At 62.9% G+C, this 14241-nt stretch carries 10 protein-coding genes; 7 read left to right on the top strand and 3 right to left on the bottom strand.

Going from position 1 to position 14241, the window contains the following annotated elements:
- The first annotated feature begins 15 nt into the window (after positions 1–15).
- The 4 genes from galT to galA are packed head-to-tail and all read left to right on the top strand — an operon-like array spanning position 16 to position 5743.
- A complete protein-coding gene (galT, locus tag FHS84_RS06920; RefSeq protein ID WP_166932287.1) occupies positions 16–1083 on the top strand; it encodes a galactose-1-phosphate uridylyltransferase in 1068 nt (355 codons plus the stop codon).
- Positions 1080–2171, top strand: a complete 1092-nt coding sequence (gene galK, locus FHS84_RS06915; RefSeq protein ID WP_166932285.1) for a galactokinase — start codon at positions 1080–1082, stop codon at positions 2169–2171. Before galT ends, galK begins: the two co-directional genes overlap by 4 nt.
- Positions 2161–3207 carry a UDP-glucose 4-epimerase GalE gene (gene galE / locus FHS84_RS06910; protein WP_166932283.1) on the top strand — a complete coding sequence of 349 codons (1047 nt, stop codon included), beginning with the start codon at positions 2161–2163 and terminating at the stop codon, positions 3205–3207. The genes galK and galE overlap by 11 nt, the downstream gene beginning before the upstream one ends.
- 25 nt (positions 3208–3232) lie before the next feature.
- Complete coding sequence (galA, locus tag FHS84_RS06905; RefSeq protein WP_166932281.1) at positions 3233–5743, top strand: beta-galactosidase GalA; 2511 nt, start codon at positions 3233–3235, stop codon at positions 5741–5743.
- Here the strand turns inward: galA and FHS84_RS06900 are convergent, their stop codons facing one another.
- Positions 5744–7114, bottom strand: coding sequence for a glycoside hydrolase family 53 protein (locus FHS84_RS06900; RefSeq protein ID WP_208393744.1), 1371 nt, complete (start codon positions 7112–7114; stop codon positions 5744–5746). It lies immediately after the preceding gene.
- A 99-nt stretch (positions 7115–7213) separates the two neighbouring features.
- Complete coding sequence (locus tag FHS84_RS06895; RefSeq protein ID WP_166932277.1) at positions 7214–10147, bottom strand: TonB-dependent receptor; 2934 nt, start codon at positions 10145–10147, stop codon at positions 7214–7216.
- 381 nt (positions 10148–10528) lie between these two features.
- Between FHS84_RS06895 and FHS84_RS06890 the strand changes: the two genes are divergently transcribed.
- The 3 genes from FHS84_RS06890 to FHS84_RS06880 are packed head-to-tail and all read left to right on the top strand — an operon-like array spanning position 10529 to position 13120.
- Positions 10529–11419 (top strand): SMP-30/gluconolactonase/LRE family protein, encoded by an 891-nt coding sequence (locus tag FHS84_RS06890; protein WP_166932275.1) that lies wholly within the window; start codon positions 10529–10531, stop codon positions 11417–11419.
- Positions 11420–11425: 6 nt separating this feature from the next.
- On the top strand, positions 11426–12163 hold the full coding sequence (locus FHS84_RS06885) for an FCD domain-containing protein (protein WP_166932273.1): 738 nt from the start codon (positions 11426–11428) through the stop codon (positions 12161–12163).
- A gap of 27 nt (positions 12164–12190) precedes the next feature.
- Positions 12191–13120: a Gfo/Idh/MocA family protein gene (locus tag FHS84_RS06880; protein WP_166932271.1), complete on the top strand. Its 930-nt coding sequence runs from the start codon at positions 12191–12193 to the stop codon at positions 13118–13120.
- 12 nt (positions 13121–13132) lie between these two features.
- On the opposite strand, the gene FHS84_RS06875 is transcribed toward FHS84_RS06880, so the two are convergent.
- A complete protein-coding gene (locus FHS84_RS06875; RefSeq protein WP_166932269.1) occupies positions 13133–14233 on the bottom strand; it encodes an NADH:flavin oxidoreductase/NADH oxidase in 1101 nt (366 codons plus the stop codon).
- Positions 14234–14241: the final 8 nt, after the last annotated feature.

The following is a 14241-nucleotide window of genomic DNA, read 5'->3' as shown; positions in this document are numbered from 1 at the left end:
CAACGGGCCGGAGTGATGGCAGAAGAAAACAAAACCAATAACGTCACCCCCACGACCTTCCGTATGCCGGATGGTCGCTCGCTTTATATGTACGGCGGGTTCACTGGCGAGCCGGCATGGCCCTGGCTGGAGCCGAACCAGGTTCACTCCTATTCGCATCGCCGCTGGCACCCGATGCGCCGGGAATGGGTAGTCTATTCGGCGCATCGCCAGTCGCGCACCTATAAGCCGCCGGCAAATGATTGTCCGTTCTGTCCGGGAGCCGAAGACGGCGAGCTGCCGTTCCAGGATTTCTCCATTGCGGTTTTCGACAATCGCTTCTCCTCGTTGCAGAAGGATGCACCCAAGCCGGAGCCTGTTCCGGGGCTCGATCTCCCCGTCGATGCGGCGACCGGCAATTGCGAGGTGATCGTCTATTCGTCGGACCACAAGGCGTCGATGGCGTCGCTGCCGCTGGAGCGGCGCGAACTGCTGGTCAAGGTCTGGGGCGACCGCATCCGGTCGCTGCTCGAAGTTCCTGCCATGCAGGTCGTGATGCCGTTCGAGAACCGCGGCGAGGAAGCCGGCGTGACGCTGCATCATCCCCACGGCCAGATTTACGGCTTCGGCTATCTGCCGCCGATCATCGGTGCGATGGCGCAGTCGTTCCGCGAAGGGTACGACCTGTCCAAGCTGACGAAGCTTGAGCAGTACGTCGTTGCCGACACCCCCAACGCATCGCTGCTGGTGCCGCCGTTCACGCGGTTTCCGTACGAATTGTGGATCGTGCCCAAGCAGTTCCGTCCCAGCCCCGCAGCACTGTCGACCGCCGAAACGACCGATGTCGCCAATCTTCTGGCGCGGGCTGCCAATACCTACGACACGTTCTTCGGCCGCGTCTGCCCGTATGTGATGCTGGTCTATTCGGCGCCGAAGGGCTTCGAGGACGTGTTCCCGTTCCACATCCAGTTCCAGCCGCTGCTGCGCGCGCCGAACAAGATGAAGTTCATCGCCGGTTGCGAACTCGGAGCGGGCTCCTTCCTGGTCGACATCCTGCCGGAAACAGCGGCACAAAATTTGAGAAATGTTGAGGTCCGTTCATGACGACGTTCACCGCCAAAGCTCCGGCCCGCGCCAACATCATCGGCGAACACACCGATTACGCTCCCAACGGCGGGCATGTGCTGCCGACGCCGCTGCCGTTCTTCACCACGGTGACGATGGAAGAAACCGGTTCCGCGGGCCGCTTCAGCGCCGTCAGCGGGCGTTATCCCGACGAGGTGGTCGAGCGTTCGCTCGATGAGCCCGCTCGCGGCGGCCACTGGACCGATTACATCCTCGGCTGCCTCAAGGTTGCCGCGACCAAGATCAAAGTGCCGGGTGTCCGGATTTCGGTGAAGAGCGAAGTCCCGATCGGATGCGGCATTTCCAGTTCGGCGGCGCTGTGCGTGGCGACCGTGCGCGCGTTGAAGGGCTTGACCGGCGCGACGTGGACCGACGAGGAGATCGCGCTGATCGCCTACGAGGCCGAACACGATTACGTCGGCGTTCCGTGCGGCAAGATGGATCAGTTCGCGTCGTCGATCGGCCGTCCCGGCCAGGCGCTGCTGCTCAACACCCGCACGCTCGAATACCGCAGCGTGCCGCTGCCGACAGACCGGGTCATCATGCTCGTCGCGTGCGGCAAGCAGCACGACCTCGCCAAGGGCGACAGCTACAACAAGCGTATCGACCGCATGAACGAGTGCATCGAAGCGCGCGATCAGCTCGGCGTGACGGTGCTGGCGGAGTTGGGCTACGCCGACTTGCCGCGTCTCAATGCGCTGCGTCCGGTCGTCGCCAAGCGCGCCCGCCATGTCATCACCGAAAATCTGCGCGTGCTCGAAATGGTGCAGGCGCTCGAAAAAGGCGATGTCGCACGCGAGTCCGAACTCATTGCGCAAAGCCATGTCTCGCAGCGCGACGATTTCGAGTGCTCGATCCCCGAGATCGATGCGCTGGTCGAATCCTCCATCCGTTTCGGCATCCGCGCGGCGCGGTTGTGCGGCGGCGGCTTCGGCGGCGCGATCATCGCGCTGGTCCCCAAGGCTCAGGCCGTTGCGTGGTGGAAATTCGTTGCCAAGGAAAATCCCCACGCTAGTCTGATTTCGACATATGCGCTGAGCGAGGCCGATACCGAACATGCAGCCTGACAAGGGCCATATCCTCGTTTCCGGCGGTGCCGGTTATATCGGAAGTCACGTTGCGCTGACGCTGAAGAAGGCCGGTTTCACGCCGGTGGTGGTGGACAGCCTCGTCAAGGGCAATCGCTGGGCGGGCGAGAAGTCGGGCCCCTTCCGGCAGGGCGATATCGGCGATGCCGCGTTCGTTGCGGCGGTGTGCGACGAGTTCAAGCCCGTGGCGGCGTTGCATTTCGCGGCCTTCATCGAAGTCGGGGAGTCTGTCGCAAAGCCGGATATGTATTTCGCCAACAACCGTGACAAGGCGAAGATCTTCTTCGAAACCATTGCCGCGAAGGGCGTGAAGAACATCGTGTTTTCTTCCACCGCAGCGGTCTATGGCGAGCCGGAAGAAGTGCCGATCAAGGAAACGACGGCGCAGAAGCCGATCAATCCCTACGGCCAGTCGAAGCTCGAGGCCGAGCAAGCCATGCGCGCGATCGCCGGCGTCAAGTCGGTGGCGCTGCGCTACTTCAATGTCGCGGGTGGTGCGCCCGAGGCGGGGCTCGGTGAGACCCACTATCCCGAAACCCATGTCATTCCACGCATCGTGCTGCCCTTGATCGATGCACCCGCCGCTCTGCTCGATACGCTCGGGCTCAAGGCCGGGTTCAAGCTGTTCGGTACCGATTATCCGACCCGCGACGGCACGGCGGTGCGCGACTACATCCACGTGCTCGATCTTGCCGACGCGCACGTTTTGGCGCTGCGTTATCTGCTCGGCGGCGGCGACACCAACATCTTCAATCTCGGCAGCGGCGACGGCTTCTCGGTCAGCGAGATCGTTGCGGCGACGCGCAAGGTCCTGAACCGGCCGGACTTCGCGCCGGGTGTCGCGCCGCGCCGCGCCGGCGATCCCGCAACCCTGGTGGCCGACAGTTCCAAGGCGCGTTCGGTGCTGGGGTGGACGCCGCATCGCGGCATCGAGGAAATGATCGCCTCGGCCGCCGAATGGCACCGTACGCAGCTTTACGTCGACACGGTCATAGCGAAGGCGCGCGCCTCCTGACGCAGCGCCGTCCGGGGAGGTTTCCATGGCACTTTCACGACGCGACGCAATGAAGGCGGGCGCGGTTCTTGCGGCTGCGGCGACGGCTCCTGCGGCTGCCGCTCCGGTGCATCACGCCGCAGTCAAATCGTCCGTGCCGGTGGCCAAGCCGGAAGCGTCCGTGCGCGAAAGACTGCTGCTCGATTTCGGCTGGAAATTCCATCTCGGCCATGCCGCCGATCCGGCTTGGGATTTTGGTTTCGGCGCCAATCAAAGGACCTTTGCGAAGGCTGGGTACGGCATTGCGACCTCAGCCGATGCCGATTTCAAGGACGACGATTGGACGGCAATCAACCTGCCGCACGATTGGGTGGTCGATTTGCCGTTCGTGCCGAGCACGAAATCGTACAAGCCCGACGAAGAAGATCCGCGCGCTGCGCACGGCTTCAAGCCGGTCGGCCGCGAATATCCGCAGACCTCGATCGGCTGGTACCGCAAGGTATTTGATATCCCGGCTTCCGATCTGGGCCGCCGCATCGCACTCGAATTCGATGGCGTGTTCCGCGCCGCGACCGTGATCTTCAATGGCTATATCGTCGCCACGTCCGGCAGCGGCTATCGCTCGTTCCGCGTCGATGTTTCCGATTTCGCCAATTACGGCGGCAAGAACGTGCTGGTCGTACGCGTGGATGCGAGCCTCGGCGAAGGATGGTTCTATGAAGGCGCCGGCATCTATCGCCATGTCTGGCTGACCAAGCAGGACCCGCTGCACATCGCGCAATGGGGAACCTGGGTGAAATCGTCCGTGACGGGAAGGACGGCGACGCTCTCCATCGCGACCGATCTCGTCAACGAGGGCGCAGTGCGCACGGCCCACATCGTGTCGACGGTCTTCGATCCGGATGGCCGCGTGGTCGCCACGCTCAAATCGCCCGAATTGAACCTTGGTGCCGGCGAGAAGCGCACGGTGGCGCAAACGTCGACATTATCGTCGCCGCGGCTTTGGTCGCTCGAGGTGCCTGCGCTCTATCACGTTCTCACGCAGATCGTTGCCAAGGGCGCGGTGATCGACGATGCCGTGACGTCGTTCGGTTTGCGCACAACCAAATTCGATCCGGCCAAGGGCTTTCTTCTCAACGGCAAGCCGGTGAAGCTGAAGGGTACGTGCAATCACCAGGATCATGCCGGGATCGGTGCGGCACTGCCCGATGCGTTGCAGGACTGGCGCATCGCCAAGCTGAAGGAATTCGGCTGCAACGCCTATCGCACGTCGCACAATCCGCCGACGCCCGAACTGCTCGATGCCTGCGACCGGCTCGGCATGCTGGTGATCGACGAAACCCGCCGCATGTCCTCCGACGAGGAAAGCCTGTCCGATCTCGAAGCGATGATCCGGCGCGACCGCAACCATCCTTCGATCATCCTGTGGTCGATCGGCAACGAGGAGCCGCAGCAACCGACCGAACGCGGCGCCCGCATCGCGCGGGTGATGAAGCGGCGCTGCAACGAGCTCGATCCGACCCGTCCTGTCAATGCCGCGATCGACAATCCCGACGCTTGGGGCAAGGGCATCGGGCCGGTGCTCGATGTGATCGGCGCCAATTACCGCACGCCGAAAATTCCGGGTTTTCTCGCCACGTCGCCGAAGTCCATCGTGATCGGCACCGAGACCGGCTCCACCGTCTCCACGCGCGGCGTTTATGTCCGCGACAAGGCGAGCGGCTATTGTGTCGCTTACGACACCGAAGCGCCGTGGTGGGCCTCCACCGCCGAAGCCTGGATGAAAGTCGCGATGCCGGATTCGCGCATCGCCGGCGGCTTCGTCTGGACCGGTTTCGATTATCGCGGCGAGCCGACCCCGTTCAACGTCTGGCCGAACGTGTCCTCGCAATTCGGCATTCTCGACACCTGCGGCTTCTGGAAAGACAACGCCTGGTACTACAAGGCGTGGTGGGGCAACGAACCGGTGCTGCATCTCTTTCCGCATTGGAACTGGACGGTGGGTGAGAAGATCAATGTCTGGGTCCACTCCAACCTCGACACGATCGAACTGTTCCTCAACGGCCAGTCGCTCGGCAGCCGCAAGATGGAGCCATACGGCCATGTCGAATGGGATGTGACGTACGCGCCCGGCACGCTCGAGGCGCGCGGTTATAAGGACGGCAAGCTGGTGCTGACCGACAAGCGCGAGACCGTCGGTGCTGCGGCGCAAATTCTACTCAAGACGGATCGTGGGTCTCTAGCGGCCGACGGCGAGGATGCCGCCGTGGTGGCGGTCGAAATTGTCGATGCTGAAGGCCGCGTGGTTCCGACGGCAAGCAACCTCGTGTCCTTCAAGGTGACGGGCGGCGCGCTCCTCGGCGTCGGCAACGGCGATCCGCGTTCGCACGAACCCGACAAGGCGTCACAGCGGGCGGCGTTCAACGGTCTCTGCGCCGCGATCGTGCAGGCGTCGAAGTCCGCGGGCGATTTGCGCGTTGAAGCGATGGCGCCGGGCTTGAAGGCAGCGGCGCTGGTGATCCCGATGAAGCCCGCGAAGCCCCGCGCCGCCGTTTAGTCACTGCGGCTTGGCGAGTTCGTATTCGAGTGTCGCTCCGTTTGCCGGGATGGTCTCGGCCGCGAAGCCGTCCACGAGCTTGTCGCCCGTGAGCAGCTTGGTGTGCAGCGACAGGCTGTCGAACACCTGGAAGCGGATCCTGGTGCCCGGCATCATCGTGGTGGCGAAGGTGCCGTCCGCCGGAAGCCGCACGGCAAAAGTCTTCGCGCCGAGGAAATCGCCCCACAGATAGAACGCCTGGCCGGCCGGCGGCGTGACACCGCGGAATTTGAAGGTCACGTTCACCGGCTGCTTGTAAGCCTCACGCGTATAGTCGAGAGCGGGCAGGGCATTGCCGTCGAAGTCGAACAGAGTGGCGTTTTCCCAGTTGGAGCCCTGGCCCCAGCGCGTCCGGCATTTGGTCGATACCCAGTCGGGCGCCCAATAAACAACGCCGCTGCCGCCGTTTGACAGAACGGTTTGGGTCAGATCGACGAGAAACTGTTTCTGGCCGTCTTTGGAGACGCGATAGCCTTTGAGCGCGGAATCCTCGCCGAGCAGATTGCCGGAGTTGTCGTTCCATGCGGTGGTCCAGGCATAAGCGGTTTCCACCACCCAGATGCCGGCAGTGGAATAGCGATAGCGCAGCCGGTTAATCACCGCTCCGAGGCCGGTGAGGTTCAACTTCGACCATTTCGAGTAATAGGAAATTCCGATCAGGTCGAAATCGATGACGCCCGCTTGCGTCGCCGCTTCGAACCAGGGCTCGACGTTTTCCGGCTGGGCGATATGCAGCATCACCTTGATCTTGGGGTCGGCGTCGCGCGCGGCCTTGATCCCGGCATTGAGAAGCTTGGCATTACGCACCCAATTGATCGGCGCCTTGGTTGCGGCCGGCATCATCACTTCGCCGTTGGTCTCGTTGCCGACCTGCACATATTCGGGTGACAGGCCCGCCGCCTGGAGGGCGGCAAGCGTGTCGTGCGTGAAGCCATAAACCGCCTTGGCCAACGCGTTGTCGTCGAGCTTGGCCCACGCGGCCGGTACGATCTGCTTGTCGCCGTCGGCCCAGTCGTCGGAGTAGTGGAAGTCGAGCAGCACCTTCATGCCGTTCGCCTTGGCGCGGGCGATGGATTTCTTCACGTCGGCAAGATTGCCGTACTTGGTCCAGGTCGGATCGTTCCACAGGCGCAGGCGCACGACGTTGGTACCGTGCGCTTTCATGATCGCATAGACGTCGCCTGCCTTGCCGCCGTCCTTGTAGACCGCCCCGCAGTCGTCCATCTCGTTGGCGAAGGACAGATCGGCGCCATAGACGAAATCGGCGGCGGGCGCGGAAAGGGTGAGGCCGAACGACACGAGAGCGGCTGCCAGAACGAAGCGAGCGGTCATGGTTCTCTCCATAAAGAGACGGCGCCGGTTTTAAGGGCGCCGCAGATGCCAGAAGGCTACTGGAAAGAAGGGGGCGGTTTGGGCCCGCCCCCTCGTCAGTCACATCTTGTACGAGACTTCGAACATGAAGGTCCGGCCGAACACGCTATAGGCGGCGAGGTCGTTCGGATCGTTGGAACCGCGCAGCACGGCGTCGCCCTGACGAGCGCCCGACATGCGGGTTGCCTGATTGGTCAGGTTCATCGCCTGGAAACGCAGGCCGATATTGTCGTCCCACTGATACGACGTGATGAAGTCGATCGTGGTTTCGGGATCGAGCGTATCGAGCTGCTGCGAATCCCAGCCGGGAACCATCGTGAACGAGGAGTGATACTTCATGGCGACGCGGGCTTCGAAACCGCCCTTGGAGTACCACAGGTCGATTTCATCCGAGTTATGCGCCATGCCGGCCATCGAGTACGGATTGGTGATCGGGTGGAACTCCTTGATATTGGAATCCACGAACGACGCGTTGGCATAGATGCCGAAGTCCTGCAGGAAGCCCGGCAGGAAGTAGAAGCGCGACTGGAACACCATTTCCAAGCCGTAGAGGTCGCCGCCCTTGCCGTTGACCGGCGCCGACACCGGATAGGTGTTGCCGTTGAAAGTCATCGGCGTAATGCCGCTGCCGATGTAGTTCATGATGTGCTTGTAGTAGCCGGCAACCGACACCATCGACTCTTCGTGGAAGAACCATTCGTAGTCGAGGTCGAGGTTGGTGGCGCGGAACGGCTTCAGCATCGGGTTGCCGCTGGTGCCCGACGGTGGCTGGCCGCCCTGCTGGACGGTCGAGAGGTTGTAGCCGGTATTCAACGTATCCAGCGGCGGACGCGACACCGCCATCGAAGCCCCGAAGCGGACGAGCTGGTCGTCAGCGATATGGGCGTTCAAATACAGGCTTGGCAGCGCATCGGTGTAGTGATTGCCAACGCGAACCGGCGAGAAGGTATCGTCCGCGTTGCGCTGCCAGCCGGTCGACACCGTCTTGAGATCCTCGATGCGCACGCCAACGCCGCCCTGAACCGGGATGCCGGCGATTTCGTGATCGAACTCGGCCTTGAGGTAACCGCCGATGCTGGTTTCCTGAACCTTCCAGTCGAGGATCAGGTTCTTGAAGCCGTTGGCGGCGCGGGCGCCTTGCTGGTCGGCATCCCAGCTCGCAGTACCGAGATAGGTGTTGCCCTTGGTTCCGCCCAGAGCTTCGGGAAGCGTATTTGCCATATCGCCGAACACCTTGGGAGCGACCGTGCTCCAGTTGGCATACAGCATCGGCGGAACGGTGAAGTCCTTGATGGTGAAGGACTCAAGATCGCCCGCCGCAAGCGTCGCACTGGGCGTCCAGATCGTATAGTTCCACTTGTGATGGGTTTTGGCGCGCGCCGACCAGCGCATGCCGGCACTGATCTTGGAGATGAACGAGCCTTCGAAATCGCGGGCGACATCGCCGGCAATCGCGGAGACGTGGTCGCGGGTTTGTTCCGGGCCGGCATCCAGGCAGTTGTTGCACCAGCCTGCACCGCCGGAAGCCCTCGAGCCCGCGGAATAAGTGGTGGTGTTATTGGCCGGAACCGAGGGATCCCAGCTCGAGGTCACGTACGGCGCGGTGCCCCGTTCCATGTTGTAGCCGGTCGTCGCCGCGAACTGGCGCGTGGTCTGGAAATCGAGCCACTGGTTGTTGCGCCATGCCTGCGAGTGCGACAGATCCAGTTTGGCCTGCCACAGGCCTTCCGTGTAGGCGAAGTTGAGTCCCGATACGATCAGCGTTTGGCGCTGGGTATAGCGAGCGATGTTGTTCTGGAGGTCTACGGTGTTCCAGGTGTCGACGCCGTCAGTGCCTCCTGCATTCAGCTTCGCGGTGACGACATGGCCCATGCCGTCGACTTTGTAGCTCGACGTCGGAAGCGTGTACCAATAGGACGAGCTGCCGCCCGCGGTCACGCCAGGAATGCCGTCGTTGCCGTAACGGGTCTTCGATGTCGTGCAGGCCGCCAGCATGTCGCTGGTGATGATGCCGGCCGTAACGCTCGAAGCATCGCAGGCATACCACTGTCCGGCATTCGGCCAGGCGCGGCCGGAATAGTCGTAATACTGCTCGAACTGGTTTTCCGAAATGACATAGGACGAGATCAACCCGTCGGCTTTGATGACGAGATTGTTGTTGACCTTCCACTCGGCGGCGCCGGCCAGACCGTAGCGGTCCTGCTGCAGGTTCTTCACTTCCGTCGAGCCGCCCCACGGAGCCGGATTGCCGCCGGTGAGTGCTTTGCTGCCGTCGGGCAGCGTGATCAGTTTGGTCGGATCTTTGCCGGTCAGGTTGGCCGGGTTGCCCCAGCCGGTGTCGGGCTGATTGGTGTTTTCGGTCCAGAATTTCAGCGTCGGATAGCCGTTCTTCTGGCGCTGCATCGAGCCGGCCAGCGAGAAGGCGAAGTTGTCGGTGACGTGATAGTTGAAGCCGACCGAGCCGCGGAAACCGAGCGGATCGTAATGCGGCAGATTATCGGCTTCGGTGTTGTACGACGGGCCCAGGCGGACCTGAAGCATCGGGCCATTGTATTCGAGCGGTGTTGCGGTGCGAATATCAATGGTGGCCGCGATGCCGCCGCCGATCAGAGACGCATCCTGGGTCTTGTAGACCTGAGCGCCGGTCAGGACTTCCGACGGATAGGATTCATAGCGAACGTTTTGCGTCGGCTCGGAGGAGGCGACTTCACGTCCATTGACCAGGCCGAAGACGAAGCGAGGGCCAAGGCCGCGGATCGCGATTTGGCTTGCATTGCCGCGGTCGCGCTGCGTGTTGACGCCCGGCAGACGGTTCAGTTCTTCGCCGATCGTCACGTCCGGAAGCTGGCCGATGTCTTTGGTCGAGATATTTTCAGTGATCAGCGCCGACTTCTGCTTCATTTCCAGCGAGTCGCGCAGGCTGGTGCGGTAACCGGTGACAGTCACCGTTTCCAGCGAGTCTTGCGCCATAGCCGGAAGAATGAATGCGGCCATGCTGACGCCGCACAAGAACGTACGTTGTAAGGATTTCACGAGTAGCCTCCCCGAAAAGTTTGGAGTCGTCACAACGACACCTGATTTTATAATCCTATTTATATTACAAATTCCGCGAGAGCCAATCGCTATTGTATCTGGTAGCGTTATCAATCTCTGGGTGTGTTAGCCGTGCAACGCGCTGCGAATGCGCTCTTAAGAGCTGTAACAGCTGCAGAAACGGCTTCGTTGTTGAGCGTTTCTCCCTGACAGCGCTGTCTCTCGCGTCCCGGCGAGCAGATGGCCGCTGCGCGCCCGCGCCGGACGACATCGATGGAGGCTCATGCGATAATCGCGGTGTAGCACCATCTCCGTTTGTGTTCTCGACGCTTGGGCACCTTGATGAAACCGCACGAACGGATCGAAGTCGCCGATGAACTCGGCGAGTGCGTGCTGTGGGACGATATCGCAGGCGCGGTGTGGTGGACCGATATCGAAGGGCGCACGCTCCATCGGCTCGATTGGGAAACCCGAGCCCTGATGCATTATCCGACACCGGCGCGGTTGGCTTCGTTCGGTTTTATCGACGGCCGGCGGGAATTGATCGCCGCATTCGATAATGGATTCGCGCTCTACGATCCGCTGCACGGTACGGTCGATACGCTCGGCCGTCCCGAAGGACTTGGCAAGGGCCAGCGCATGAACGACGGCCGGGTCGATCGCCAGGGACGGTTCTGGGCCGGCGGCATGATGGAGGCAGAGGAAAGCCGGTCCGAGGCTTGTCTCTATTGTGTTGCGGACGCACGGATCGAAACCCGCGTGCGCGGCATCGGGATTGCCAACGGGCTGTGCTGGAGCCCCGATGGCACCGTCTGCTACTTCGCCGACTCCCGGCAAGGAACGATCTGGCGTTTTGCGTTCGATCCGGACACCGGCGCGCTGTCCGGGCGCACCGAGTTTGCCCGTTCTGCCGCGGGGATGTGCCCCGATGGTGCTGCGGTCGATAGCGAGGGCTATGTCTGGAGTGCCCAATGGGGTGGCGGCTGCGTCATTCGCTACGCGCCCGATGGGCGGGTCGATAGCGTTCTCGATATACCGGTATCGCAGCCGACCTGCGTGACCTTCGGCGGTCCCGGCCGGGATCATCTGCTGGTGACCACGGCGCGGTGCGGGCGGGCCGCCGGCGAAACTGGCGCAGGCGATCTCTTCGTGTACAATGTCGCCGTTCAGGGACTTAAGGAAAGCCGTTTCGACATCGGCACTTGGCCCCAAGCCGCAGAACTTGAGGGGTAACGCCGCGTGGCGCGCAGCGACGGTCAAAATCTGACGTACCGCATCGTCCAGGCGCTCGGTGTGGCAATCGTGTCGGGAGGCTATTCCGCCAAGAACCCGTTCCCGATCGAAGCCGATTTGTGCAAGCAGTATGGCGCCAGCCGCAGCGTTCTGCGCGAAGCGGTGAAGATGCTGACGGCAAAGGGGCTGCTCTCCGCGCGTCCGCGCCAGGGCACCTGGGTTCAGCCGGAAGAGAATTGGAATCTGCTCGATCCCGACGTGCTGCGCTGGCTGTTGGAGCGCAAGCCGTCCTACGCGCTTCTGCGCGAATTCGCCCAGGTGCGTCTGGCGGTGGAGCCCAAGGCGGCGGCGCTGGCGGCGATGATCGCTCCGCCCGAAGCCAAGGCGGCCATTCGCACCGCGATCGACCAGATGGCCCAGGCCGACCGTGACGAAGACGATCCGCTCCCGTCCGACATCGCCTTTCATCTGGCGGTTCTGCGCGCCAGCGGCAATCGCTTCTATTCACAGTTGTCCGGCGTGACGGAGTCGGCCTTGCGCATTTCGATCCGCATGCAGAACCGCTACAAGGGCGTGCGGCGTGCCAGCGTGCCCGACCACAAGAAGATTTCCGATGCCATCCTGGCGGGCGATGCCGAAGGCGCCGAGTTGGCGACGCGTGCCCTCATTCAGGAAGCATTGGATTTGATCAACAAGGCGGATTCGGACGGTGTGCCCGAACCGCGCAAGATACGCCGCAGTTAGTCACGACCGAGTGTAACGGAGTCCGTTTTGCAGCCTATTCGGGTCGGCATCGTTGGTCTGGGCAAAATCGCGCTGGAGGAGCACGTTCCGGCGTTGAAGGCCAATGCCGCCTTCGAACTGGCGGCGTGCGCCAGCGCCAAGGTGCAGCTTCCCGATGTGGCATCGTTCGCCAGCATGGAAGCGATGCTCGACGGCTGTCCGGAGCTCGATGCGGTGGCCATCTGCACGCCGCCGCAGGCGCATTTCGAAGCGGCGCGTCTAGCGCTCACCCGCGGCAAGCATGTACTGCTCGAAAAGCCGCCGTGCCCGACGGTGGCCCAATTCGATGCCCTGACGGCGCTGGCGGCAGAACGCGGCCGCACCCTGTTCCAAACTTGGCATGCACGCGAAAGCGACGCCGTCGAACGCGCGGTGCGTTGGATGGACCGGCGGACGGTGCGCGGCGGCCATGTGGTGTGGAAGGAAGACGTGCGCCAGTGGCATCCGGGCCAGACCTGGATTTGGCAGGACGGCGGCTTCGGCGTTCTCGATGCCGGCATCAATGCGATTTCCATTCTGACCCGCATTCTGTCGGAGCCGGTCGAGGTCGATTTCGCGCATCTTCTGGTGCCGGAAAACTGCGTCAGTCCGATCGCGGCTGCGGTGGCCTTCCGCACGCCGAGCGGAGCGACGATCGACTCCGAATTCGATTTCCGCCATCGCGGCGATCAGGCGCGCGCGATGGAGATCGAGACCGACGACGGCATGCTGACGCTCGCCTGGCAAGGCTTCGCGACCAGCGGCCGTGGCATGATGGTCCAGCTCGGCACCCAGCGGGAAGAGTACACCTCGCTCTATGACCGTTTCGCCGATCTGATCGCGCGCGGCGTTTCCGAAACCGACAAGCGCCCGCTCGAACTGGTGACGGAAATCCTCGCCACAGCCGGACGTTCGACGGTGGCGCCGTTTAAAGAATGATTTTCCGCCGCGTTACGCCTTGAACAGGTCCGGCGCGCTCCGCGGGGCCGAGCGTAGATATTGCGGTGCCGCCTTCACTCTGGCGCCGAGTGCCGCTGCCGCATGCCAGGGCCAGCGTGGATCGTAAAGTACCGCCCTCGCTACGGCGACGAGATCGGCATCGCCGGTGCCGACGATCGCTTCGGCCTGTTGGGCCTCGGTGATGAGCCCGACGGTGACGACCGGAATCTTCACCGCCTGTTTCACGGCGCGCGCCAGCGGCACCTGATAATTCGGCCCCAATGGGATTTTCTGCAGCAGCGACAGTCCGCCGCTCGAAATGTGGATCGCCGTGCAGCCGCGCGCTTCCAGCGCCTTGGCGTAGGCGACGGTCTGGTCGATGTCCCAACCACCGTCGACCCAGTCGGTGCCGGACATGCGAGCGGTGAGCGGTATCTTGTCGGGAACCGCTTCGCGCATCGCGTCGAACACTTCGAGCGGGAAGCGCAGGCGGTTTTCGAGGCCGCCGCCGTATTCATCGTCGCGTGTGTTGGCGAGCGGCGACAGGAACTGATGCAGCAGATAGCCGTGCGCGCTGTGCACCTGGATGGCATCGAAGCCTAGCCGCACCGCGCGTTTGGCGGCTTCGGCAAAGGCTTCGCGGATGCGCTTCAGCCCGTCGCGATCCAAGGATACCGGCGCGTTTTCGCCGGCTTCGAACGGCTGTGCCGAGGACGACACCGTTTGCCAGCCGTGTTCGCTGCCCGGTGGCAATTGGGCGCCGCCGTTCCACGGCAGGTCGGTGGAGGCCTTGCGACCGGCGTGGGCGATCTGGATGGCAACCGGCATGTCGGACCATCGCCGCACGCTGGCGAGCACTTTGCCGAGCGCCGCTTCGCAGTCGTCGTTCCACAGGCCGATGTCGCCATAGGTGATCCGGCCTTCGGGCGCCACCGCTGTCGCTTCGATGGTCAGCAGACCCGCCCCCGACAGCGCCAGCCCGCCGTAATGGATCACATGCCAGTCGTTGGCGCAGCCCTCGCTTGCCGAATAGGTGCACATCGGCGCGATGACGATGCGGTTCGAAAGCGTCAGTTGGCCGAGATTGAACGGCGTGAATAGTTTGGCGGGCATGGCGGCAC

It is taken from the genome of Rhizomicrobium electricum (assembly GCF_011762045.1).
GTDB lineage: Bacteria > Pseudomonadota > Alphaproteobacteria > Micropepsales > Micropepsaceae > Rhizomicrobium > Rhizomicrobium electricum.
This window is presented reverse-complemented; position numbering and strand designations above follow the sequence as displayed.

Bases quoted from the DNA above. Each gene is read 5' to 3' on its own strand.
- galE (WP_166932283.1), top strand. From the start codon at position 2,161: ATGCAGCCTGACAAGGGCCATATCCTCGTTTCCGGCGGTGCCGGTTAT.
- FHS84_RS06900 (WP_208393744.1), bottom strand. From the start codon at position 7,114: ATGACCGCTCGCTTCGTTCTGGCAGCCGCTCTCGTGTCGTTCGGCCTC.
- FHS84_RS06895 (WP_166932277.1), bottom strand. From the start codon at position 10,147: ATGGCCGCATTCATTCTTCCGGCTATGGCGCAAGACTCGCTGGAAACG.
- galA (WP_166932281.1), top strand. From the start codon at position 3,233: ATGGCACTTTCACGACGCGACGCAATGAAGGCGGGCGCGGTTCTTGCG.
- FHS84_RS06890 (WP_166932275.1), top strand. From the start codon at position 10,529: ATGAAACCGCACGAACGGATCGAAGTCGCCGATGAACTCGGCGAGTGC.
- galT (WP_166932287.1), top strand. From the start codon at position 16: ATGGCAGAAGAAAACAAAACCAATAACGTCACCCCCACGACCTTCCGT.
- galK (WP_166932285.1), top strand. From the start codon at position 1,080: ATGACGACGTTCACCGCCAAAGCTCCGGCCCGCGCCAACATCATCGGC.
- FHS84_RS06875 (WP_166932269.1), bottom strand. From the start codon at position 14,233: ATGCCCGCCAAACTATTCACGCCGTTCAATCTCGGCCAACTGACGCTT.